19 protein-coding genes are annotated in these 21,296 nt (G+C 56.6%); 13 read left to right on the plus strand and 6 right to left on the minus strand.

What is annotated here, in order from left to right; all coding sequences use genetic code 11:
- Nucleotides 1-197: 197 nt before the first annotated feature.
- The 5 genes from rnc to acpS all read left to right on the plus strand — a co-directional run bounded on the left by rnc (nucleotide 198) and on the right by acpS (nucleotide 3,846).
- Nucleotides 198-878, plus strand: a complete 681-nt coding sequence (gene rnc, locus EGY08_RS22520; protein WP_004104573.1) for a ribonuclease III — start codon at nucleotides 198-200, stop codon at nucleotides 876-878.
- Nucleotides 875-1,780, plus strand: coding sequence for a GTPase Era (gene era, locus EGY08_RS22525; RefSeq protein WP_004123681.1), 906 nt, complete (start codon nucleotides 875-877; stop codon nucleotides 1,778-1,780). The genes rnc and era overlap by 4 nt, the downstream gene beginning before the upstream one ends.
- Before the next feature lie 198 nt (nucleotides 1,781-1,978).
- Nucleotides 1,979-2,716: a DNA repair protein RecO gene (gene recO, locus EGY08_RS22530; RefSeq protein ID WP_123829445.1), complete on the plus strand. Its 738-nt coding sequence runs from the start codon at nucleotides 1,979-1,981 to the stop codon at nucleotides 2,714-2,716.
- An 18-nt stretch (nucleotides 2,717-2,734) separates the two neighbouring features.
- Nucleotides 2,735-3,466 (plus strand): pyridoxine 5'-phosphate synthase, encoded by a 732-nt coding sequence (pdxJ, locus tag EGY08_RS22535; protein WP_004123677.1) that lies wholly within the window; start codon nucleotides 2,735-2,737, stop codon nucleotides 3,464-3,466.
- The gene (gene acpS / locus EGY08_RS22540; protein ID WP_004123676.1) at nucleotides 3,466-3,846 is read left to right on the plus strand and encodes a holo-ACP synthase; all 381 of its coding nucleotides are present in this window, start codon (nucleotides 3,466-3,468) and stop codon (nucleotides 3,844-3,846) included. Before pdxJ ends, acpS begins: the two co-directional genes overlap by 1 nt.
- A 28-nt stretch (nucleotides 3,847-3,874) precedes the next feature.
- Here the strand turns inward: acpS and EGY08_RS22545 are convergent, their stop codons facing one another.
- On the minus strand, nucleotides 3,875-4,135 hold the full coding sequence (locus EGY08_RS22545) for a YfhL family 4Fe-4S dicluster ferredoxin (protein WP_004114478.1): 261 nt from the start codon (nucleotides 4,133-4,135) through the stop codon (nucleotides 3,875-3,877).
- A 162-nt stretch (nucleotides 4,136-4,297) separates the two neighbouring features.
- Nucleotides 4,298-5,146, minus strand: coding sequence for a MurR/RpiR family transcriptional regulator (locus EGY08_RS22550; RefSeq protein WP_004123673.1), 849 nt, complete (start codon nucleotides 5,144-5,146; stop codon nucleotides 4,298-4,300).
- Between the two features lie 208 nt (nucleotides 5,147-5,354).
- Here EGY08_RS22550 and yfhb point away from each other — a divergent pair, with 208 nt between their 5' ends.
- Both yfhb and tadA read left to right on the plus strand, forming a co-directional pair.
- On the plus strand, nucleotides 5,355-5,990 hold the full coding sequence (gene yfhb / locus EGY08_RS22555; protein ID WP_004123671.1) for a phosphatidylglycerophosphatase C: 636 nt from the start codon (nucleotides 5,355-5,357) through the stop codon (nucleotides 5,988-5,990).
- A 58-nt stretch (nucleotides 5,991-6,048) separates the two neighbouring features.
- Nucleotides 6,049-6,555, plus strand: a complete 507-nt coding sequence (tadA, locus tag EGY08_RS22560; protein WP_004123669.1) for a tRNA adenosine(34) deaminase TadA — start codon at nucleotides 6,049-6,051, stop codon at nucleotides 6,553-6,555.
- On the opposite strand, the gene mltF is transcribed toward tadA, so the two are convergent.
- Complete coding sequence (mltF, locus tag EGY08_RS22565) at nucleotides 6,552-8,168, minus strand: membrane-bound lytic murein transglycosylase MltF (RefSeq protein WP_123828931.1); 1,617 nt, start codon at nucleotides 8,166-8,168, stop codon at nucleotides 6,552-6,554. The genes tadA and mltF overlap by 4 nt on opposite strands.
- A gap of 174 nt (nucleotides 8,169-8,342) precedes the next feature.
- Here mltF and purL point away from each other — a divergent pair, with 174 nt between their 5' ends.
- From purL to glnB, 5 genes are all read left to right on the plus strand, one after another.
- Nucleotides 8,343-12,230: a phosphoribosylformylglycinamidine synthase gene (gene purL / locus EGY08_RS22575; RefSeq protein ID WP_112165710.1), complete on the plus strand. Its 3,888-nt coding sequence runs from the start codon at nucleotides 8,343-8,345 to the stop codon at nucleotides 12,228-12,230.
- 563 nt (nucleotides 12,231-12,793) lie between these two features.
- Nucleotides 12,794-14,224 carry a sensor histidine kinase gene (locus tag EGY08_RS22580; RefSeq protein ID WP_112165712.1) on the plus strand — a complete coding sequence of 477 codons (1,431 nt, stop codon included), beginning with the start codon at nucleotides 12,794-12,796 and terminating at the stop codon, nucleotides 14,222-14,224.
- 20 nt (nucleotides 14,225-14,244) lie between these two features.
- The gene (qseG, locus tag EGY08_RS22585; protein ID WP_049112993.1) at nucleotides 14,245-14,949 is read left to right on the plus strand and encodes a two-component system QseEF-associated lipoprotein QseG; all 705 of its coding nucleotides are present in this window, start codon (nucleotides 14,245-14,247) and stop codon (nucleotides 14,947-14,949) included.
- Nucleotides 14,936-16,273 (plus strand): two-component system response regulator GlrR, encoded by a 1,338-nt coding sequence (gene glrR, locus EGY08_RS22590; RefSeq protein ID WP_004123653.1) that lies wholly within the window; start codon nucleotides 14,936-14,938, stop codon nucleotides 16,271-16,273. The genes qseG and glrR overlap by 14 nt, the downstream gene beginning before the upstream one ends.
- 65 nt (nucleotides 16,274-16,338) lie before the next feature.
- Nucleotides 16,339-16,677, plus strand: coding sequence for a nitrogen regulatory protein P-II (gene glnB / locus EGY08_RS22595; RefSeq protein WP_002914032.1), 339 nt, complete (start codon nucleotides 16,339-16,341; stop codon nucleotides 16,675-16,677).
- Between the two features lie 94 nt (nucleotides 16,678-16,771).
- Here glnB and hmpA read toward each other — a convergent pair whose 3' ends face one another.
- Nucleotides 16,772-17,962, minus strand: a complete 1,191-nt coding sequence (gene hmpA / locus EGY08_RS22600; protein ID WP_123828933.1) for an NO-inducible flavohemoprotein — start codon at nucleotides 17,960-17,962, stop codon at nucleotides 16,772-16,774.
- Between the two features lie 324 nt (nucleotides 17,963-18,286).
- On the opposite strand from hmpA, the gene glyA reads away from it, so the two are divergent.
- Nucleotides 18,287-19,540: a serine hydroxymethyltransferase gene (gene glyA, locus EGY08_RS22610; protein ID WP_004134918.1), complete on the plus strand. Its 1,254-nt coding sequence runs from the start codon at nucleotides 18,287-18,289 to the stop codon at nucleotides 19,538-19,540.
- A 56-nt stretch (nucleotides 19,541-19,596) separates the two neighbouring features.
- On the opposite strand, the gene EGY08_RS22615 is transcribed toward glyA, so the two are convergent.
- A complete protein-coding gene (locus tag EGY08_RS22615) occupies nucleotides 19,597-20,064 on the minus strand; it encodes a DoxX family protein (RefSeq protein ID WP_227631508.1) in 468 nt (155 codons plus the stop codon).
- A gap of 29 nt (nucleotides 20,065-20,093) precedes the next feature.
- The gene (locus EGY08_RS22620) at nucleotides 20,094-21,290 is read right to left on the minus strand and encodes an ROK family transcriptional regulator (protein WP_123828937.1); all 1,197 of its coding nucleotides are present in this window, start codon (nucleotides 21,288-21,290) and stop codon (nucleotides 20,094-20,096) included.
- Between the last annotated feature and the right edge of the window lie 6 nt (nucleotides 21,291-21,296).

A 21,296-nucleotide genomic window follows, 5' to 3' on the forward strand; every position in this document is an offset into this window, starting at 1 on the left:
GCAATAACGGCAGCGTGAATTATTTAAGATTTAAATCTATTCAAACTAACGACATCCCTTGTCGTTGCGTATAGAATATCCCCCCGAAGTTTTAGGTTGTCTCTCGTAAGATTGACACAGCACACGAAACCGCGTTGGTTTTTACTCAGGTCGGTTTCGTGTGCTGCATTTTTGACGCATTCATCTATTGGTAACGCATGAACCCCATCGTAATTAATCGGCTTCAACGGAAGCTGGGCTACACTTTTCATCATCAGGAGCTGTTGCAACAGGCATTAACTCATCGCAGTGCCAGCAGCAAACATAATGAGCGCCTGGAATTTTTAGGTGACTCAATATTGAGCTTTGTGATCGCAAACGCGCTCTATCATCGTTTCCCTCGGGTAGACGAAGGTGATATGAGTCGCATGCGCGCGACGCTGGTGCGAGGCAACACGCTGGCAGAAATTGCCCGTGAGTTCGAATTAGGCGAATGTCTGCGTCTTGGGCCGGGTGAATTGAAAAGCGGGGGCTTTCGCCGTGAATCGATACTGGCGGACACCGTTGAAGCTCTAATCGGCGGGATTTTCCTCGACAGCGATATTCAGAACGTTGAGCGTCTTATTCTCTCCTGGTACCAGAGTCGTCTGGATGAAATCAGCCCTGGTGACAAGCAAAAGGATCCGAAGACCCGCTTGCAGGAATATCTGCAGGGGCGTCATCTGCCGCTGCCGTCGTACCTGGTGGTACAGGTTCGCGGTGAAGCGCACGATCAGGAATTTACTATCCACTGCCAGGTTAGCGGCCTGAGTGAACCGGTGGTTGGCACGGGTTCTAGCCGTCGCAAGGCGGAGCAGGCTGCCGCCGAACAGGCGCTGAAAAAGCTGGAGCTGGAATGAGCGAAGAAAAAAACTACTGCGGATTTATTGCCATCGTTGGTCGTCCAAACGTGGGCAAATCCACATTGCTGAACAAGCTGCTCGGGCAGAAGATCTCTATTACTTCCCGAAAAGCACAGACGACGCGTCACCGCATCGTCGGTATTCATACTGAAGGCCCGTACCAGGCGATCTACGTCGATACCCCGGGTCTGCATATGGAAGAAAAACGCGCGATAAACCGCCTGATGAACAAAGCGGCAAGCAGCTCCATTGGCGACGTTGAGCTGGTTATTTTCGTCGTTGAAGGTACCCGCTGGACGCCGGACGACGAGATGGTGCTCAACAAGCTGCGCGACGGCAAAGCGCCGGTGATTCTGGCGGTCAACAAAGTCGATAACGTACAGGAAAAAGGGGATCTACTGCCGCATCTGCAGTTCCTCGGCAGCCAGATGAACTTTCTCGATATTGTGCCGATTTCCGCGGAAACCGGGCTGAACGTTGATACTATCGCCGGAATTGTGCGTAAGCATCTGCCGGAAGCGATTCATCACTTCCCGGAAGATTACATTACCGACCGTTCTCAGCGCTTTATGGCTTCCGAGATCATTCGCGAAAAGCTGATGCGTTTCCTCGGCGCAGAACTGCCCTATTCCGTCACCGTTGAAATCGAACGTTTTGTGACCAATGAACGCGGCGGTTACGATATCAACGGTCTGATCCTGGTTGAGCGTGAAGGCCAGAAGAAGATGGTGATTGGCAATAAAGGGGCCAAAATCAAAACTATCGGTATCGAAGCGCGTAAAGACATGCAGGATATGTTTGAAGCGCCGGTTCACCTCGAACTGTGGGTGAAAGTGAAATCCGGCTGGGCTGATGACGAACGCGCGCTGCGCAGTCTCGGTTACGGCGACGATCTCTAAGTTTGGATACTCTATGGCTTTCGAGGTGCAGGCCAAAACACAAAGTGTTTTGAACAGCGCTTGCGCTGGCTCCGAAGGAGCGAGGCCGGAGGCTGAGTCACGCGGCAAGACCGCGAGTACCCGGGAGCTTACTTCAGTAAGTGACTGGGGGGAGTGGGCGCAGCCAGCGCACCTGCGGCTTGAAAGACGACGAGTATGATGGAAGGCTGGCAACGCGCTTTCGTACTGCATAGTCGTCCCTGGAGCGAAACCAGCCTGATGCTGGACGTCTTCACGGAAGAATCCGGCCGCGTGCGCCTTGTGGCTAAAGGCGCACGTTCCAAACGTTCCAACCTCAAAGGCGCGCTTCAGCCCTTTACTCCCTTGCTGCTTCGCTTTGGCGGGCGCGGCGAAGTCAAAACGCTGCGCAGCGCGGAAGCCGTCTCGCTGGCCCTCCCTCTCAGCGGTATCACGCTCTACAGCGGCCTTTACGTCAACGAACTGCTCTCTCGCGTGCTTGAGCATGAAACGCGCTTCTCCGAACTCTTTTTCGATTATCTACACTGTATCCAGTCTCTGGCTGGCGCAAGCGGCTCGCCGGAACCGGCGCTACGGCGTTTTGAACTGGCGTTGCTTGGGCACCTGGGGTATGGCGTGGATTTCCTGCATTGCGCCGGCAGCGGAGAAGCGGTTGACGATGCGATGACCTATCGCTACCGTGAAGAAAAAGGCTTTATCGCCAGCGTGGTTATTGATAACAGCACCTTTACCGGGCACCATCTTAAGGCGTTGGCGAGCCGTGAATTTCCGGACAGCGATGCGCTGCGCGCGGCAAAACGTTTCACACGTATCGCCCTGAAGCCCTATCTGGGCGGGAAGCCGCTAAAAAGTCGCGAGCTTTTTCGTCAGTTTTTGCCCGCGCGGGCAGCGCGAGCCGATAAAACAAATAACAAATAACGATTAACGAGGATTGTCATGGCTGAATTACTGTTAGGGGTCAACATTGACCACATTGCGACATTACGCAACGCCCGCGGTACCGCTTATCCTGATCCGGTACAGGCGGCATTTATCGCCGAACAGGCCGGCGCCGACGGTATTACCGTCCACCTTCGCGAAGATCGTCGCCATATTACCGACCGCGATGTCCGTATTTTGCGCCAGACGCTGGATACCCGCATGAACCTTGAGATGGCGGTGACGGAAGAGATGCTGAATATCGCTTGTGAGACTCAACCTCATTTCTGCTGTCTGGTGCCGGAAAAGCGCCAGGAAGTGACCACCGAAGGCGGGCTGGACGTGGCGGGCCAACTCGATAAAATGCGCGATGCCTGTAAGCGTCTTGCCGACGCCGGCATCCTGGTTTCGCTGTTTATTGATGCGGACAACGCGCAAATTAAGGCGGCAGCGGACGTGGGCGCACCCTATATCGAAATTCACACCGGCTGCTACGCCGATGCGCAAACCGACGCCGAGCAGGCAAAAGAGCTGGAGCGTATTGCCAAAGCGGCGACCTATGCCGCCAGCCTGGGGCTGAAGGTCAATGCCGGTCACGGCCTGACCTACCATAATGTAAAAGCCATTGCGGCGCTGCCTGAAATGCACGAGCTGAACATCGGCCACGCGATTATTGGCCGTGCGGTGATGAGCGGCCTTAAAGAGGCGGTTGCGGAAATGAAGCGCCTGATGCTGGAAGCTCGCGCCTGATGGCTATTCTCGGACTGGGTACTGATATCGTTGAAATCGCCCGTATTGAAGCGGTGATTGCCCGCAGCGGTGACCGTCTGGCCCGTCGCGTACTGAGCGATCACGAGTGGGCGATATGGCAACAGCATCAGCAGCCGGTCCGTTTTCTGGCTAAGCGTTTCGCCGTTAAAGAAGCGGCGGCCAAGGCGCTTGGCACCGGCATCCGCAATGGCCTGGCATTTAACCAGTTTGAGGTTTACAACGACGAGCTGGGTAAGCCAAAGCTACGGTTGTGGGGCGAAGCGAAGAGTCTGGCTGAGCGACTGGGCGTCAGCAGCATTCACGTGACGCTGGCCGACGAACGTCACTATGCCTGCGCTACGGTGATTATCGAAAGCTAGACTGGCCGGATAACGCCATCCGGCAATATCACAGTTTGTCCGCGTGGTGCAGCAGGACAAACTTATCCCACAGCTGCTCTTCATTTTCGTTATGGGCTGGATCTTTCAGGATGGTATTTGGGATCGGACACACCTTCTGGCAGGTCGGCGTATCATAGTGGCCAACGCATTCGGTGCAGCGGTCGCTGTTAATTTCATAAATGCTATCACCCATGGATATCGCCTCATTCGGGCACTCAGGCTCGCACATATCGCAGTTGATACATTTTTTGGTGATTAACAGCGCCATCAGGAAATTCTCAGAAACAACACAAACAGGGCGGGCATTATACGCCTATTTTCTGCCCGGACCAGCTCTTTTCAACCGCGGGGCGACCATCCGTAGCGGAGAAATTTTGCCCGGCTTGAGCCAATAAGAGAGAGCTTCTGCCAGTGGGCAGGGCACTCGGGGTTACACCAGCTTTTTCACCAGCGCTTCGCTGTGGCGAATCCGCTCCGGAGCGTGCTCAAGATCCTGCTGCACCAACCCCATAAACAGGAGATCGGTCAGCATCATCTGCGCGCTGGTGGAGGAGATCGCGGCGCTGCGCGTGGCCTGCTCCTCCGCAATGGTGTACAGGCACAACGTAGCCTGCTGCTGAAGCGCGTTGGGGTTAAAACCGGTGATCGCCAGGATCTGGCTTCCTACCCGTAACGCTTCACCCGCCGCCATATTGATCTCGCGTCGTTCACCGGAGTAGGAAATGGCCAGCAGCAGATCGTCCGGGGACATCGCCTGTACCGTTGCCAGCAGCGCGTGCATATCCTGTTCAGAGACGGCGTTAATACCGATTTTCATCAGCTTCCAGCTAAAGTTTCTCGCCACCAGGCCCGATGCGCCGATACCGGTAATGATCACCCGTCGGGCGTGGCGCAGCAGCGTGACGGCTTCCAGCAGCTTCTCTTCGGTGTTGACGTCCAGCGAGGCGTGCATAGCCGCGATGTTATCCTTAATCAGCTTTTCGCCAACCAGCCGAAGAGGATCGTCGCCGCGAATCTGATTATGTACCGGTACGGACTGCGGCGTAGGGGCGCTTGCCAGGGCTTCGCTCAGCGCCAGCTTTAACGCCGGGAAGCCTTTGAATCCCATCTTCTGCGCAAATTTCACTACGCTTGACTGACTGACGCCGGCTTCGCCCGCCAGCTGCTGTGAGCTGAGGTGGCGGGTTTGATCCGGTTGAGCCAGAATGAAATCGGCCAGTTTTTTATCGCTTGCGGCCAACGTAGGGTAGCGCTGGCGAATACGGGTCAAACAGTTCATAGCGGCTCCGGAGGACAGCTTCACCCTCGGCTGAAAGAATTTTGTATTCGATTATAAGAGGATTATCGCGAATTAAAAATTCTATCCTAAGATTTCTCTGCAAGCGCGTTTTCTTAATCCGGATTCAACGACAGCGTATGTTTTCGCTATTCGCGACGTAAGGCTGTTAAGCTACTGGTTATCGGGCGATCGTACATGGGAGTAGGTTTTGAATAGCAGCACGCGGAGAGTGGTTTTTTTTGATCTGGATGGAACCTTGCATCAGCAGGATATGTTCGGCAGCTTTTTGCGCTTTGTCCTGCGCCATCAGCCGCTGAATGCGCTGCTGGTGCTTCCTTTATTGCCTGTTATTGCCGCCGGGCTGATGTTGTACGGTCGCGCCGCGCGCTGGCCGATGAGCCTGCTGCTGTGGGCTTCAACCTTCGGACGCAGCGAGCGTCACCTTAAACGGCTGGAGGCGAGTTTTGTTCGCTGGTTTCGCCAGCACGTTACGGCATTCCCGGTTGTTCAGGCACGGCTTAGCCATTATCTGTCCAGCACGGACGCCGACGTCTGGCTGATTACCGGTTCGCCGCAGTCGCTGGTTGAGCAAGTCTATTTTGATACCGCCTGGCTACCGCGGGTCAATCTGATTGCCAGCCGGATGGAGCGGCGCTGCGGCGGCTGGGGCTTAACCCTTCGCTGCCTCGGCAACGAAAAGGTGGCGCAGCTGGAACAGAAAATAGGCGCTCCGCTGCGATTGTATAGCGGCTACAGCGACAGCGAGCAGGACAACCCGCTGCTCAATTTTTGCCAGCACCGCTGGCGGGTGACGCCGCAGGGCGATCTTCAGCAGTTAGAATAGTGTGTAATACATAGCGCCCATGTATAATGCGCCCCGCTTTTCTGCAGGAGTGCTCGTTTTGTCTGACCATGAATTAAATGATGAATACTGGATGCGTCACGCCCTGACGCTGGCCAAACGCGCCTGGGAAGAGGGCGAAGTGCCGGTCGGCGCCGTGCTGGTGCATAATCATCAGGTCATCGGCGAGGGCTGGAACCGGCCAATCGGCCGCCACGATCCGACCGCGCACGCCGAGATTATGGCCCTGCGTCAGGGCGGACTGGTGCTGCAAAACTATCGCCTGATTGACGCAACGCTGTACGTTACCCTTGAGCCCTGCGTGATGTGCGCCGGAGCGATGGTGCACAGCCGTATTTCCCGGCTGGTATTTGGCGCCAGGGATGCGAAAACCGGCGCCGCCGGGTCGCTGATGGATGTGCTGCATCATCCGGGCATGAATCATCGGGTAGAAATAACGGAAGGAATTATGACGGAGGCCTGTTCCGGCATGCTGAGCGATTTCTTTCGCTGGCGGCGCGAAGAGAAAAAAGCGCTGAAGCGATCTGGCCAGCAGGCGCAGGATTAATGCCCGGCGCCGGGAATTTTTAATTTTGCGTTATCAACCAGCGTTTCGGCGCGAAAGTTGAAAAAGGACGAGGCGTACTGTTCCGGTTTATCCAACTCATCCGGCATGACCGCTGGGTAGTGTTCGCCCAGGGCCGCCATCTGCGCGTCTTTTCTCTCTTTTTCAGAGAGATAGCCCACAAGGCTAATATGATATTTGCGGATGTTTTCAACGTAGGCGTAGGCTTCGTGCCCGCGCGCAAAGCCGTACTTCAGGCGGCTATAGTAGTTTTTCTGGCTTAACAGCGGCAGACGCTGTTTTACATCGGCCCAGCTATTCGGGTCGCCTTTCTGCTTTTTCGTCAGCGCCATCGCGTCAAGCATGTGCGCGTAGCCCATATTGTAAGCCGCCAGCGCAAACCAGATGCGCTCGTCCTGCGGCACCGACTCCGGCACTTTATTCATCATATCCTGCAAATAACGCATACCGCCGTCGATGCTTTGTTCGGCGTCGGTGCGATCCGTCAACCCCAGGCTTTGGGCCGTATTGCGGGTCAGCATCATTATTCCGCGCACGCCAGTAGGGGAGGTGGCCTGCGGATCCCAGTGCGATTCCTGCCACGAGATGGCCGCCAGCAGCCGCCAGTCTATCTGCCGGGCATATTTTTCAAACATTGGCTGCAGGTCCGGGAGAACGCTTTCCACGGCGCGCAGGAAGGTGCGGGTATCAACGTAATCAAAATCGTTGCCGTGGCCGAGGTATTTCTCCTCCAGCCTCGCGAGGGTGCCGTCTTCATTAATATTATTGAAGAAATCGAGCATTGCCGCCGACAGGGAATTATCTTCGCCTTTTTCGCTAAACCAGGTGACCGGCTGCTCGTCGCTGATATCGAGGGCGACGGCCAGCTCCGGGTGAACGCGCTGGAACAGGCTGACGGCGACCGAATCCGCCACGGTATAGTCGAGCTTGCCATCGATGACCGCCTGCATTAGCGCCGTCGTCCCGCGCTTATCGTCCACGCGCCAGTCGAGGTCGGGATATTTTTGCTCTTTCAGCCCCTGGAGATCGTTAATCGCCACGTGCCCGGGAGCGATCGCCAGCTGCGCCGCGGTAAGATTTGCCAGGGTGCGCGGGCGCAGGTTGCCTTTGCGATACACCAGCTGTTGCGAAACGGAATAGTAGGTCGGCCCGACCTGATAGTTTTTCACCCGTTCGGAGTTGTAGACCAGACCGGCAGCCAGCATGTCGGCTTTGCCTTCATCGAGATCGTCGAAGAGCTGGCTGATATTCTGCCTGACGGTGACTTTGAGCTCGACGCCGAGGTAGTCGGCAAACTGCTGCGCCAGCTCATAATCAAAACCGTAGGATTTATCATTGAGGGTCGCGAAGGTCATCGGCGAATTAATGGTGCTGATGCGCAATTCTCCGCGCGCAATGATCCCCGCCACGCGGTTTTCTGGTTTACCCATCCACGGGAGAGACGGCCACAGGGCGGCCGCCAGCAGGAGGGTCACAATGCCGATGAGCAGATAATTAATCTTTAGTTTTTTCAGATAGTTAATCTTCTGCAGCTTTGGGTTCCTCAGCAGATTATGACCAGAAAAAGTAAAAGGTTGTCTTTGAATGAGCGGCATTTTGCTTAAGAATGCGTCAGTTGGCAACTTATTCGCGAGATGAGTCACATTAATTGATAAACCCCGGCAATCATTTTATTTCTACGCAAACGGTTTCGTCGGGGCGCAGGATTCACTATAATGGCGCCCGTTTCCCCCCTGGCTCACCATGAAAGCTTCGAAGACGAGAGACTTATGATGGAAATTTTGCGTGGTTCACCTGCACTGTCGGCATTCCGTATCAATAAACTGCTGGCACGTTTCCAGGCGGCCAACCTTCCGGTCAGCACGATATATGCCGAGTACGTTCATTTTGCCGACCTTAGCGCCCCGCTCAGCGGCGACGATCGCGAGAGTCTGGCAAGGTTGCTCAAATATGGCCCGAACTTAAGCAGCCATACCCCAACCGGCAAGCTACTGCTCGTTACCCCCCGTCCTGGCACCATCTCTCCCTGGTCTTCTAAAGCTACCGACATCGCCCATAACTGCGGCCTGTCTCAGGTGGTGCGCCTGGAACGCGGCGTGGCGTATTACGTCGAAGCGGGCAGCCTGAATGACCAACAGTGGTCACTGGTGGCGGCCGAACTGCATGACCGCATGATGGAAAGCGTCTTCACGGCGCTGGAAGAGGGTGAAAAACTCTTCGCCCACCATCAGCCAACTCCGGTCACCAGCGTTGATCTGCTGGGTCTTGGCCGTCAGGCGCTGATCGACGCCAACCTCCGTCTGGGGCTGGCGCTGGCGGAGGATGAAATCGACTATCTGCAGGATGCTTTCCAGAAGTTGGGTCGCAACCCGAACGATATCGAACTCTATATGTTCGCGCAGGCTAACTCCGAGCACTGCCGACACAAGATTTTTAACGCCGACTGGGTCATTGATGGCGAAAAGCAGCCGAAGTCGCTGTTCAAAATGATTAAAAACACCTTCGAGAAAACCCCGGACTACGTGCTGTCTGCTTATAAAGACAACGCCGCGGTAATGGAAGGTTCAGCCGTGGGTCGCTACTTCGCCGACCACGAAACCGGCCGCTACAACTTCCACCAGGAAGACGCGCATATTCTGATGAAGGTCGAAACCCATAACCACCCGACGGCGATTTCTCCGTGGCCGGGCGCGGCGACCGGTTCCGGCGGTGAAATTCGCGATGAAGGCGCCACCGGACGCGGGGCGAAACCGAAGGCGGGTCTGGTGGGCTTCTCGGTTTCCAACCTGCGTATACCCGGTTTTGAACAGCCGTGGGAAGAGGATTTCGGCAAGCCGGATCGCATCGTCACCGCGCTGGATATCATGACTGAAGGCCCGCTGGGCGGCGCGGCGTTTAACAACGAATTCGGTCGTCCGGCGCTCAATGGCTACTTCCGTACTTATGAAGAGAAGGTTACCAGCCACAACGGCGAAGAGCTGCGCGGCTATCACAAGCCCATTATGCTGGCGGGCGGTATCGGCAACATTCGCGGCGAACACGTGCAGAAGGGCGAGATTGTCGTCGGCGCGAAGCTGATTGTTCTCGGCGGCCCGGCGATGAACATCGGCCTCGGCGGCGGTGCGGCCTCTTCAATGGCCTCCGGCCAGTCTGATGCCGATCTGGATTTTGCCTCCGTACAGCGCGACAACCCGGAGATGGAGCGTCGCTGCCAGGAGGTTATCGACCGCTGCTGGCAGCTGGGCGACGCCAACCCGATTCTGTTTATCCACGATGTCGGCGCCGGCGGTTTGTCTAATGCGATGCCGGAACTGGTGAGCGACGGCGGACGCGGCGGTAAATTCCAGCTGCGCGATATCCTCAGCGATGAGCCGGGCATGAGCCCGCTGGAAATCTGGTGTAACGAATCTCAGGAACGTTATGTTCTGGCGGTCGCGCCGGAGCAGCTGCCGCTGTTTGATGAGCTGTGCCGCCGCGAACGCGCGCCGTACGCGGTCATTGGCGAAGCCACCGAAGCGCTGCATTTGAGCCTCGATGATAGTCACTTTGACGATCGCCCGATCGACCTGCCGCTTGACGTGCTGCTGGGTAAAACGCCGAAAATGACCCGCGACGTGCAGACCCTCAAAGCCCAGGGCCAGAGTCTGGAACGCCAGGGCATCACTATTGCCGACGCGGTGAATCGCGTGCTGCACCTGCCGACCGTGGCGGAGAAAACCTTCCTCGTCACCATCGGCGACCGCACCGTCACCGGTATGGTGGCGCGCGATCAGATGGTGGGGCCGTGGCAGATCCCGGTGGCTAACTGCGCGGTGACAACCGCCAGCCTTGACAGCTATTACGGCGAAGCCATGTCTATTGGCGAGCGCGCGCCGGTTGCACTGCTGGACTTTGCCGCTTCTGCCCGTCTGGCGGTCGGCGAGGCGCTGACCAACATCGCGGCGACGCAGATTGGCGCGCTCAATCGCGTGAAGCTGTCGGCAAACTGGATGGCTGCAGCCGGTCACCCAGGCGAAGACGCCGGTTTATATGAAGCGGTAAAAGCGATTGGCGAAGAACTTTGTCCGGCCCTGGGACTGACGATTCCGGTGGGTAAAGACTCCATGTCGATGAAAACCCGCTGGCAGGAAGGTACCGAACAGCGCGAGATGACCTCCCCGCTGTCGCTGGTGATTTCCGCTTTTGCCCGCGTGGAAGACGTACGCCGTACCGTCACCCCGCAGCTCGCAACCGTTGACAACGCCCTGCTGCTGATTGATTTAGGCAAGGGGAACAATGCGCTGGGCGCGACCGCGCTGGCGCAGGTTTATCGTCAGCTTGGCGATGTGACTGCCGACGTTCGCGATGTCGCGCAGCTGAAAGGCTTCTGGGACGCAATGCAGGCGCTGGTAGCTGAAGGTAAGCTGCTGGCGTGGCACGACCGGTCTGACGGCGGCCTGCTAGTCACGCTGGCCGAAATGGCCTTTACCGGCCACTGCGGCGTCAAGGTTGATATCGCCGCGCTCGGCGAGGATCGTCTGGCCGCGCTGTTTAACGAAGAGCTTGGCGGCGTGATTCAGGTTCGTGCCGCTGACCGCCAGGCAGTCGAAGCGCTGCTGGCCGCTCATGGTCTGGCGGATTGCGTTCACTATCTTGGCCAGGCCACGACGGGCGATCGCTTTGTCATCGAGGCCGACGGTCATCCGGTATTCAGCGAAAGCCGCACGACGCTGCGTATGTGGTGGGCGGAAACCACCTGGCAAATGCAGCGTCTGCGCGATAACCCGGAGTGCGCCGACCAGGAGCACGAGGCGAAAGCCAACGATGCCGATCCGGGCCTCAACGTGAAGCTCTCCTTCGATATTAATGAGGATATTGCTGCGCCTTATATTGCCACCGGCGCGCGTCCGAAGGTCGCGGTGCTGCGCGAGCAGGGCGTGAACTCCCACGTTGAAATGGCGGCAGCGTTCCATCGTGCGGGCTTCGATGCCATTGACGTGCATATGAGCGACCTGCTGGCGGGCCGTACCGGTCTTGCTGACTTCCAGGCGCTGGTGGCCTGCGGCGGCTTCTCCTACGGTGACGTTTTAGGCGCCGGTGAGGGCTGGGCGAAATCAATCCTGTTCAATGAACGCGTTCGCGACGAATTTGCCACTTTCTTCCATCGTCCTCAGACCCTGGCGCTGGGCGTGTGCAATGGCTGCCAGATGATGTCTAACCTGCGCGAGCTGATCCCGGGCAGCGACCTGTGGCCGCGCTTTGTACGTAACCAGTCCGACCGCTTTGAAGCGCGCTTCAGCCTGGTTGAGGTGACGCAGAGCCCGTCGCTGCTGCTGCAGGGAATGGTGGGGTCCATGATGCCAATTGCCGTATCTCACGGTGAAGGGCAGGTGGAAGTCCGCGATGGCGCGCATCTGGCGCAGCTGGAAAGCAAAGGCCTGGTGGCGCTGCGCTTCGTCGACAACGTCGGTAAGGTGACGGAAAACTATCCGGCTAACCCGAACGGGTCGCCGAACGGCATCACCGCAGTGACCAGCGAAAGCGGGCGCGCGACCATCATGATGCCGCACCCGGAGCGCGTGTTCCGCACCGTGTCGAACTCATGGCACCCGGAAAACTGGGGCGAAGACAGCCCGTGGATGCGTATTTTCCGCAACGCGCGTAAGCAGCTGGGTTAAAAATCGCTCACAAATCGCATTAAGCCTCCTGCCCGCGCAGGGGGCTTTTTTATTGGTGAGGCATATCGAGAGTAGGTGTCGGGGATCGCCGACAAACGCGCCATAGCAGTGTCGTCAAAAGGTGACACTTAACCTATTGATTTATAATAGCATTGCTAAATCATTCATCCGGTGTTGCTAATCAGCGACACTTTGCGTGAAAACCGACCATCATCATTCATGTCCATGAATAGTAAAAAAGTATTATATTTCATTGTGTTAATAAAATGTTTTGAGATGTGGCATAGTTCGTGCATAATTATAACCAGTGGCTCATTCACCTTCTTATGTCAGCCCCTTCGGGACGCGCTACATAAACTTCGAATGACGCACAAACAGGTGCCTGCCGTCCAACTCCTGATAACAGCTCTGCTTTATCAGTCATCGGGCGAAACGTCGAGTAAGGCACCGCCTCATTCCTTAATAAAGCCAGGCTCCCGTAGCCTGGCTTTATTATTTCCGGCGTAGATGTTTATTGCGTCCTCGGTTAGCATCGTCATGAGCTAATGATTGAGACCCTATCCGTGAAGCGACTCTCCCTTTTCCCCCGTTCGCTGCGCCAGCTGGTCACGTTATCCTTCGTGCTGATCCTGCTGCCGCTGCTGGTGCTGGCATGGCAGGCGTGGCAAAGCCTCAACGCGCTGAGCGCGCAGGCGGCGCATATCAACCGTACTACCCTTATCGACGCCCGCCGCAGCGAAGCGATGATTAACGCATCGCTGGAGATGGAACGTAGCTACCGTCAGTACTGCGTGCTGGACGATCCGACGCTGGCGCGGGTCTATCAGAATCAGCGCCAACGCTACAGTGAAATGCTCGATGCTCACGCGGGCGTCCTGCCTGATGAGAAAATTTGGCGGGCGCTGCGGCAGGATCTCGACGATCTGGCCGAGCTGCAGTGTAAAAATAGCGGTCCGGCGGCGAAGTCTGCCGCCAGCCTGGAAGCGTTTGCCTCCGCCAATAGCGACATGGTTCAGGCGACCCGAACGGTGGTCTATTCGCGCGGGCAGCAGCTGCAGCAGGAAATCGCTGAGCGCGGTCAGTTCTTCGGCTGGCAGGCGCTGGTGCTGTTTCTGCTCAGCCTGGCGCTGGTTCTGCTTTTTACCCGTATGATTATCGGCCCGGTGAAGGGCATTGAGAGAATGATCAACCGACTGGGCGAGGGGAAATCGTTGGATGACGCCGCGCTGTTTACCGGTCCGCGCGAGCTGCGCTCCGTCGGCAAACGCATTATCTGGCTGAGCGAACGCCTTGCCTGGCTGGAATCCCAGCGACATCAGTTCCTGCGCCATCTTTCCCATGAGCTGAAAACGCCGCTGGCCAGCATGCGCGAAGGGACGGAGCTGCTTGCCGACAGGGTGGCCGGGCCGCTGACGCCCGAGCAGCAGGAGATCGTTGAGATTCTGGATAACAGCAGCCGCAACCTGCAAAAGCTGATTGAGCAGCTGCTGGACTACAACCGTAAACAGGCCGATGGTCCGATTGCGCGTGAGACGGTGAATCTGGCCGAGCTGGTGGAAAATGTGGTTTCCGCCCACAGCCTGCCGGCAAGAGCTAAAATGATGCATACCGATCTGGTGCTCAGCGAGCGTTTTTGCGAAGCGGAGCCTGCTCTGCTGGTGAGCGTACTGGATAATCTCTACTCCAATGCGGTGCACTATGGTGCTGAATCCGGTAACATTCGAATCCATAGCTATCGGCACGGCGAGCAGGTTTGCATTGACGTTATTAACAACGGCGAGCCGATCCCGCCCGCAGAGAGAAACATGATTTTTGAGCCTTTTTATCAGGGAAGTCACCAGCGTAAAGGGGCGGTAAAAGGCAGCGGTCTGGGGCTGAGCATTGCCCGCGACTGCGTACGGCAAATGCAGGGCGAGCTGAGCCTGGTTGATGATAAATCCGGGCTTATCTGTTTTCGTATCACGCTCCCCGTCGCCGAGTCTGGAAAAAAATAACGTATAACTATCGGGTGAATATGTCCCACTTCTTCGCACTTGTCCGTCCCCTCAGGGGATGGCTGCTGTCAGGCATTTCGTGCCTGGCGCTGGCGGGATGTTCCGCCTCTACATCACCACACGCCGCGGATGGCAAAACGCTCTCTGCGCTGCCGCAGCATCAGGTCGCCGATTTTCTTTCGGTAGAGTGTGCCGACATCTGGACCCTGCAGAGTGAGGCCAGCGATAAAAACCCGCTTTACTGGCTGCGGGGAATTGACTGCGCGGATCGCCTTGCTCCGGTACAGGCGCGGGCTGAAGCCCGGCTGCACGATGACAACAGCTGGCAGGATGCCTTTAAGCGCGGCATTTTGCTGGCAGATGCCAAGATTACGCCCAATGAGCGTCGCGATCTGGTGGCTAGCCTGGATACCTTCAGCCCGCAAATCGCCGCCCAGGTTCGCCCGCTCTATCAGCTCTGGCGCGATGCCCAGGGCCGGCAGCTTCAGCTGATTGACGAGCGCTCCCGCTACGCCAAACTGCAGCAATCAAGCGATGCGGAGCTGGAGACGCTGCGTCAGCAGGAAATTGAATTACGCAATCAGCTCGAACTGACGACCCGCAAGCTGGAGAATCTCACCGACATTGAGCGCCAGCTCTCCAGCCGTAAACCCGGCGGGAACTTTAGCTCAGACGCCGGGCACGGCAGCGATAAAGTCCCGGAGGTGATTCATGACGATCCGTAAACCCGCCCGCCTGCTGTTGGTGGACGACGATCCGGGCCTGCTGAAGCTGCTGGGCATGCGTCTTGTCAGCGAAGGATACAGCGTGCTGACCGCCGAGAGCGGGCCGGAGGCGCTGCGCACGCTGGGCCGTGACAAAGTGGATCTGGTGGTCAGCGACCTGCGGATGGACGAGATGGACGGCCTTCAGCTGTTCAGCGAAATCCAGAAGGTGCAGCCGGGAATGCCGGTGATTATTCTCACCGCGCACGGTTCCATTCCGGACGCCGTCGCCGCCACCCAGCAGGGCGTGTTTAGCTTTCTCACCAAGCCGGTGGATAAAGACGCTCTGTATAAAGCCATTGATGACGCGCTGGAGCAGAGCGCGCCGACGACCGATGAGCGCTGGCGCCAGGCGATTGTGACCCGCAGCCCGCTGATGGAACGCCTGCTGGAGCAGGCCGGGATGGTGGCGCAGTCGGACGTGAGCGTGCTGATTAACGGCCAGAGCGGTACCGGCAAGGAGATTATCGCCCAGGCCATCCATAACGCCAGCCCGCGCCGGGACAAACCTTTTGTCGCCATTAACTGCGGCGCGCTCCCCGAACAGCTGCTGGAGTCGGAGCTATTCGGCCACGCGCGCGGCGCCTTTACCGGTGCGGTCAGCAACCGGGAGGGGCTATTTCAGGCCGCAGAAGGCGGTACGCTGTTTCTGGATGAGATCGGCGATATGCCGGTTGCGTTACAGGTAAAACTGCTGCGCGTTTTACAAGAGCGTAAAGTGCGCCCGCTGGGCAGCAATCGCGACATCGACATTGATGTGCGGATTATTTCTGCGACCCATCGCGACCTGCCAAAGGCGATGGCGCGCGGCGAGTTTCGCGAAGATCTGTTTTACCGCCTGAACGTGGTGAACCTGAAAATCCCGCCGCTGGCCGAGCGTACGGAAGATATTCCGCTGCTGGCTAACCATCTGCTGCGCCAGTCTGCCGATCGCCACAAACCCTTTGTGCGCGCGTTCTCCACGGATGCGATGAAGCGGCTGATGGCCGCTAAGTGGCCGGGCAACGTGCGCCAACTGGTGAACGTGATTGAGCAGTGCGTGGCGCTGACCTCTTCGCCGGTCATTAGCGACGCCCTGGTGGAGCAGGCGCTGGAAGGGGAAAACACCGCGCTGCCGACGTTTGTCGAGGCGCGGAACCAGTTTGAGCTCAATTACCTGCGCAAGCTGCTGCAAATTACCAAAGGCAACGTCACGCATGCGGCGCGGATGGCGGGGCGCAACCGCACCGAATTCTATAAACTGCTGTCGCGCCACGAGCTCGACGCTAACGACTTTAAAGAGTAGCTCCGTAGGATGACGCAAGTTATGATACGGTTAGCAACCGGTTACGCGACAAAGACAGGAACACCATGAAAAAGATTGATGCGATTATTAAACCTTTCAAACTGGATGACGTGCGCGAAGCGCTGGCCGAAGTCGGCATCACTGGGATGACGGTAACGGAAGTGAAAGGCTTTGGCCGCCAGAAGGGGCATACCGAGCTGTATCGCGGCGCGGAGTATATGGTGGATTTTCTGCCGAAAGTAAAAATCGAAATCGTTGTCACCGATGATATCGTCGACACCTGCGTGGATACCATTATCCGTACGGCGCAGACCGGCAAAATCGGTGACGGTAAGATCTTTGTCTTCGATGTCGCGCGCGTGATTCGTATCCGCACCGGCGAAGAAGACGACGCGGCGATTTAAGCTTAAAAAAAAACGGATGATGGCTTAAGAAGTTCAATTCCATCCAGATTTGTAGCCCCGGTAAGCGCACCGCTACCGGGGTTATTATGCTGGGTTACAGCACCTTATGCGGCCCGAAACATTCGTAATGGATGTTGTCCTTATTGACGCCCAGTTCAACCAGCTGCTGTGCGGCAAACTGCATAAACGCCACCGGGCCACAGAGATAGAACTGCATCTGCGGGTCGCCAATCCTGTCGGCCAGGGCCGATAAATCCATCAAACCTTCGCTATCAAACGCGCCGGCTTCACGGTCCCCTTCGCTCGGACTGCGGTACCAGACGTGAGACGTAAACCTCGGCAGGGTTTCACCCAGAGCTTTCACTTCGTCCGCGAAGGCGTGCACGTCGCCGTTCTCTGCCGCGTGGAACCAGTTCACCTGCGCCGGATGCTGTGCTTTTGCCAGCGTGTCCAGCATCGCCAGCATCGGCGTCTGACCGACGCCGCCGGAGAGCAGCGTGACCGGCGTTTCCGGCGCCACGTTGAGGAAGAAATCGCCGGCCGGCGCGGCCAGATAAATCACGTCGCCTTCTTGCGCGGAACCATGCAGCCAGTTTGAAACCTGCCCGCCCTTTTCGCGTTTAACCGCGATACGATAGCCTCTACCATCGGATTTACGGGTCAGGGAGTATTGACGAATCTCCTGATGCGGGAAACCTTCCGGCTTCAGCCAGACCGCCAGGTACTGGCCCGGATGGTATTCAGCGACCGCGCCGCCGTCGACCGGCTCAAACTCAAAGCTGGTAATCAGCGCGCTGCGCGGCGTTTTTCTGACGATGTGGAACGCGCGGGTGCCTTCCCAGCCGCCGGCTTTGCTGGCGCTTTCGCGGTAGATTTGCGCTTCACGGTTAATAAAGACGTTGGCCAGTACGCCGTAGGCCTTGCCCCAGGCATCCAGCACTTCCTGGCCGGGGCTGAACATCTCGTCAAGGGTGGCCAGCAGGTGGGTACCGACAATATTGTACTGCTCAGGCTGGATCTGGAAGCTGGTATGCTTCTGGGCGATTTTTTCCACCGCCGGCAGCAGGGCGGGTAGGTTCTCAAGATTGCTGGCATAGGCGGCAATGGCGTTGAACAGCGCCTCGCGCTGGTCGCCGTTGCGCTGATTACTCATATTAAAGATTTCTTTGAGTTCGGGATTATGAGCAAACATGCGGTCGTAAAAATGGGCGGTCAGTTTCGGACCGGTTTCAACCAGCAGGGGGATGGTGGCTTTCACCGTAGCGATGGTTTGCGCGTCGAGCATAGCAGCTTCCTTGTATGTTATCTTAATGATGTATTTTAAATGCATCTTATAAAAATACCCCTGCTTTGTAAATGGTTCTTTAACGCTTTGCCCTACGGCAGTGGCAACATGAATTATTTGCATCACAAACCTGAAAACAAATCCGTTGATAATTGCAGGAGCTTTATTGCTCAAAGCCTTGTGTTATGCGGAGCCAATCGTTTGCGTAAAATCCTTTGTCAAGACCTGTTATCACAGAATGATTCAGTTATACTGTGGGCCGTTGTCCAATCGGACCGCCTTTTAAGGCCGAAATTCTATTGTTAGCTGAGTCAGGAGATGCGGATGTTAAAGCGTGAAATGAACATTGCCGATTATGATGCCGAACTGTGGCAGGCTATGGAGCAAGAAAAAGTACGTCAGGAAGAGCACATCGAACTGATCGCCTCCGAAAACTACACCAGCCCACGCGTTATGCAGGCGCAGGGCTCTCAGCTGACTAACAAATACGCTGAAGGCTATCCGGGTAAGCGCTACTACGGCGGCTGTGAATACGTCGATATCGTAGAGCAGCTGGCTATCGATCGCGCGAAAGAGCTGTTCGGCGCTGACTACGCTAACGTGCAGCCGCACTCCGGCTCCCAGGCTAACTTCGCGGTCTATACCGCTCTGCTGCAGCCGGGCGACACCGTGCTGGGTATGAACCTGGCGCAAGGCGGCCACCTGACTCACGGCTCCCCGGTCAACTTCTCCGGCAAACTGTATAACATCATTCCTTACGGCATTGATGAGTCCGGTAAAATTGACTACGAAGATATGGCGAAGCAGGCTCAGGAACACAAACCGAAGATGATTATCGGTGGTTTCTCTGCCTACTCCGGTATCGTTGACTGGGCGAAAATGCGCGAAATCGCTGACAGCATTGGCGCATACCTGTTCGTCGACATGGCCCACGTTGCCGGCCTGATTGCCGCAGGCGTGTACCCGAACCCGGTTCCGCATGCGCACGTGGTGACCACCACTACCCATAAAACCCTGGCGGGTCCGCGCGGCGGCCTGATCCTGGCGAAAGGCGGTAGCGAAGAACTGTACAAAAAACTGAACTCTGCCGTATTCCCGAGCGCCCAGGGCGGCCCGCTGATGCACGTTATCGCGGCGAAAGCGGTTGCGCTGAAAGAAGCGATGGAGCCAGAGTTCAAAGTTTACCAGCAGCAGGTAGCGAAAAACGCCAAAGCGATGGTCGAAGTGTTCCTGAACCGCGGCTACAAAGTGGTTTCCGGCGGCACTGAAAACCACCTGTTCCTGCTGGATCTGGTCGATAAAAATCTGACCGGTAAAGAAGCTGATGCTGCACTGGGTCGCGCTAACATCACCGTGAACAAAAACAGCGTACCGAACGATCCGAAGAGCCCGTTTGTGACCTCCGGTATCCGCATCGGTTCTCCGGCGGTCACCCGTCGCGGCTTTAAAGAAGCGGAAGTGAAAGAGCTGGCTGGCTGGATGTGCGACGTACTGGACAACATCAATGATGAAGCGGTCATTGAGCGCGTGAAGGGCAAAGTGCTGGACATCTGCTCCCGCTTCCCGGTTTATGCATAATCGTTAGCCGTTGAAATTAAAAAGGCCGCAATTGCGGCCTTTTTTGCGTCTGAAGATTAGCGTCGATCGAGCGAAATGGCGCCGGGCCCGGTTATTGCTAACAGCAGGAAGGCGCCGGCAATGCTGACGTTTTTCCAGAAGTTAATCATGTTCGGCAGCACTGCATCGCCGGACATATCCCAGTAGTGATGCCCAATAACTGCGGTACCCAGAGTATAAAAAATAAAGATCACCGCCAGCGGTCGGGTGAAAAAGCCCAGCACAATCAAAATAGCCGCAGGCACTTCCATAATGATGGCAATAATGGCCGCAAGCGTCGGCATTGGCGCGCCGGAGGAGGCCATGTACTGCACCGTGCCGCTAAAGCCGAGCAGCTTGGGATAGCCGAAAAGAATAAACAGCACCACCACCGCGATACGGGCGATCAATAGCAGCAGGGAGCGGGAAGAGCCAAAATCAAAATAGCGTAGTGTGTTCATAATCAGCTCGTTATGAGAGACGTGTGATTTAAACGTAATACACAAATTTGCGCTCCGCCACGTCCCCCTGATGATTAACGCAGCGTCTGTAGGTGCTCCTCAACGTAGAGATAACCGATCCCCATGAGTTGCTGGGCGCGGGTGAGTTTGCCAAAGCCGATTTGGGTGGCGTGCGCTCGCGGCGTATCGCCGTGGTCAAAGGGATTAAAGCCGGTTTGTTTAACGATACTTTCCAGCCATTGTTCGCCAAAGGCGCAGCTGCGTCCGTATAGCCAGATCTGATTAATATTCAAAATATTTAAGAAATTATAAAGGCTTAAGCCAATGGCGTTGGCCGCGCTATCAACCCATGCGCGGATATGCACGTCTCCCTGTTCCCAGGCTTCAATGAGCGATGCCGTGGTTAATTGCTCGGGAGAGCGCTGCGCTTCCGGCTGGGTTTTGAGCCACATCCGCGCCTGCTTTTTCAACGCGCTGAGGGACGCTACGGTTTCGAGGCAACCGTATCTCCCGCAGTCGCAGGCCTTGCCGTCAGGATTCACAATCGTGTGTCCTATCTGCCCGCTGCCGTAGAGGCTTCCTCGATAAATCTGATCGTTAATCACAAACGATGATCCAATACCGTAATCGACGTTGATCACGCAAAAATCCGGTTGTGGACCCGGATGCTGCCATTTCTCCGCCAGCGCCAGCATCACGCAGTCATTATCTACCCGTACCTGCACGCCGAGTTGTTCCTCAAGCAGATACTTTATTTCAATCGGCGTTTTCCAGCGCGCCTGGGGCATGGTTTGTGACACCCCGGTTACGGGATCAACTTGCCCATGAACGCCAAGCGCGAGATTGATGCTGTGCTGCGGGTAGCGGCGGTGAATACGTCGCCAGCATTCCACAATGGCCTCCAGAAGAGCCTGCGGCGTGGGTGCATTGATGGGCAAATGCTGGTGGCCATCAACCGCCAGCAGTCGGGCATCGGCAAGCTGATACTCAATGCTGGTCGGCGTGATATTCATGCATAGCGTCCAGGCACCGTGTTCGGGGATCTGGTAGCTTCCGCTGTTCACGCCGCGCTTGCTCATTTTTTCCGTCGAATGGCCGATCAATCCCTCGCTAAGCAGTTCTGCAAGAATGTTGCTCACAGCCGGAATAGAGAGCCCAGTGAGCTGGGAAAGCTGGGATTTACTGAGTTGTTTCTCCCGCCAGAGGTGGGAGAGAAAAATAGATTTGTTGACCTGCCTGACCCGGGCGTTATTTAAACCGGTGCGCTGCATACACTT

This window comes from Klebsiella sp. FDAARGOS_511 (assembly GCF_003812845.1).
GTDB lineage: Bacteria > Pseudomonadota > Gammaproteobacteria > Enterobacterales > Enterobacteriaceae > Klebsiella > Klebsiella grimontii.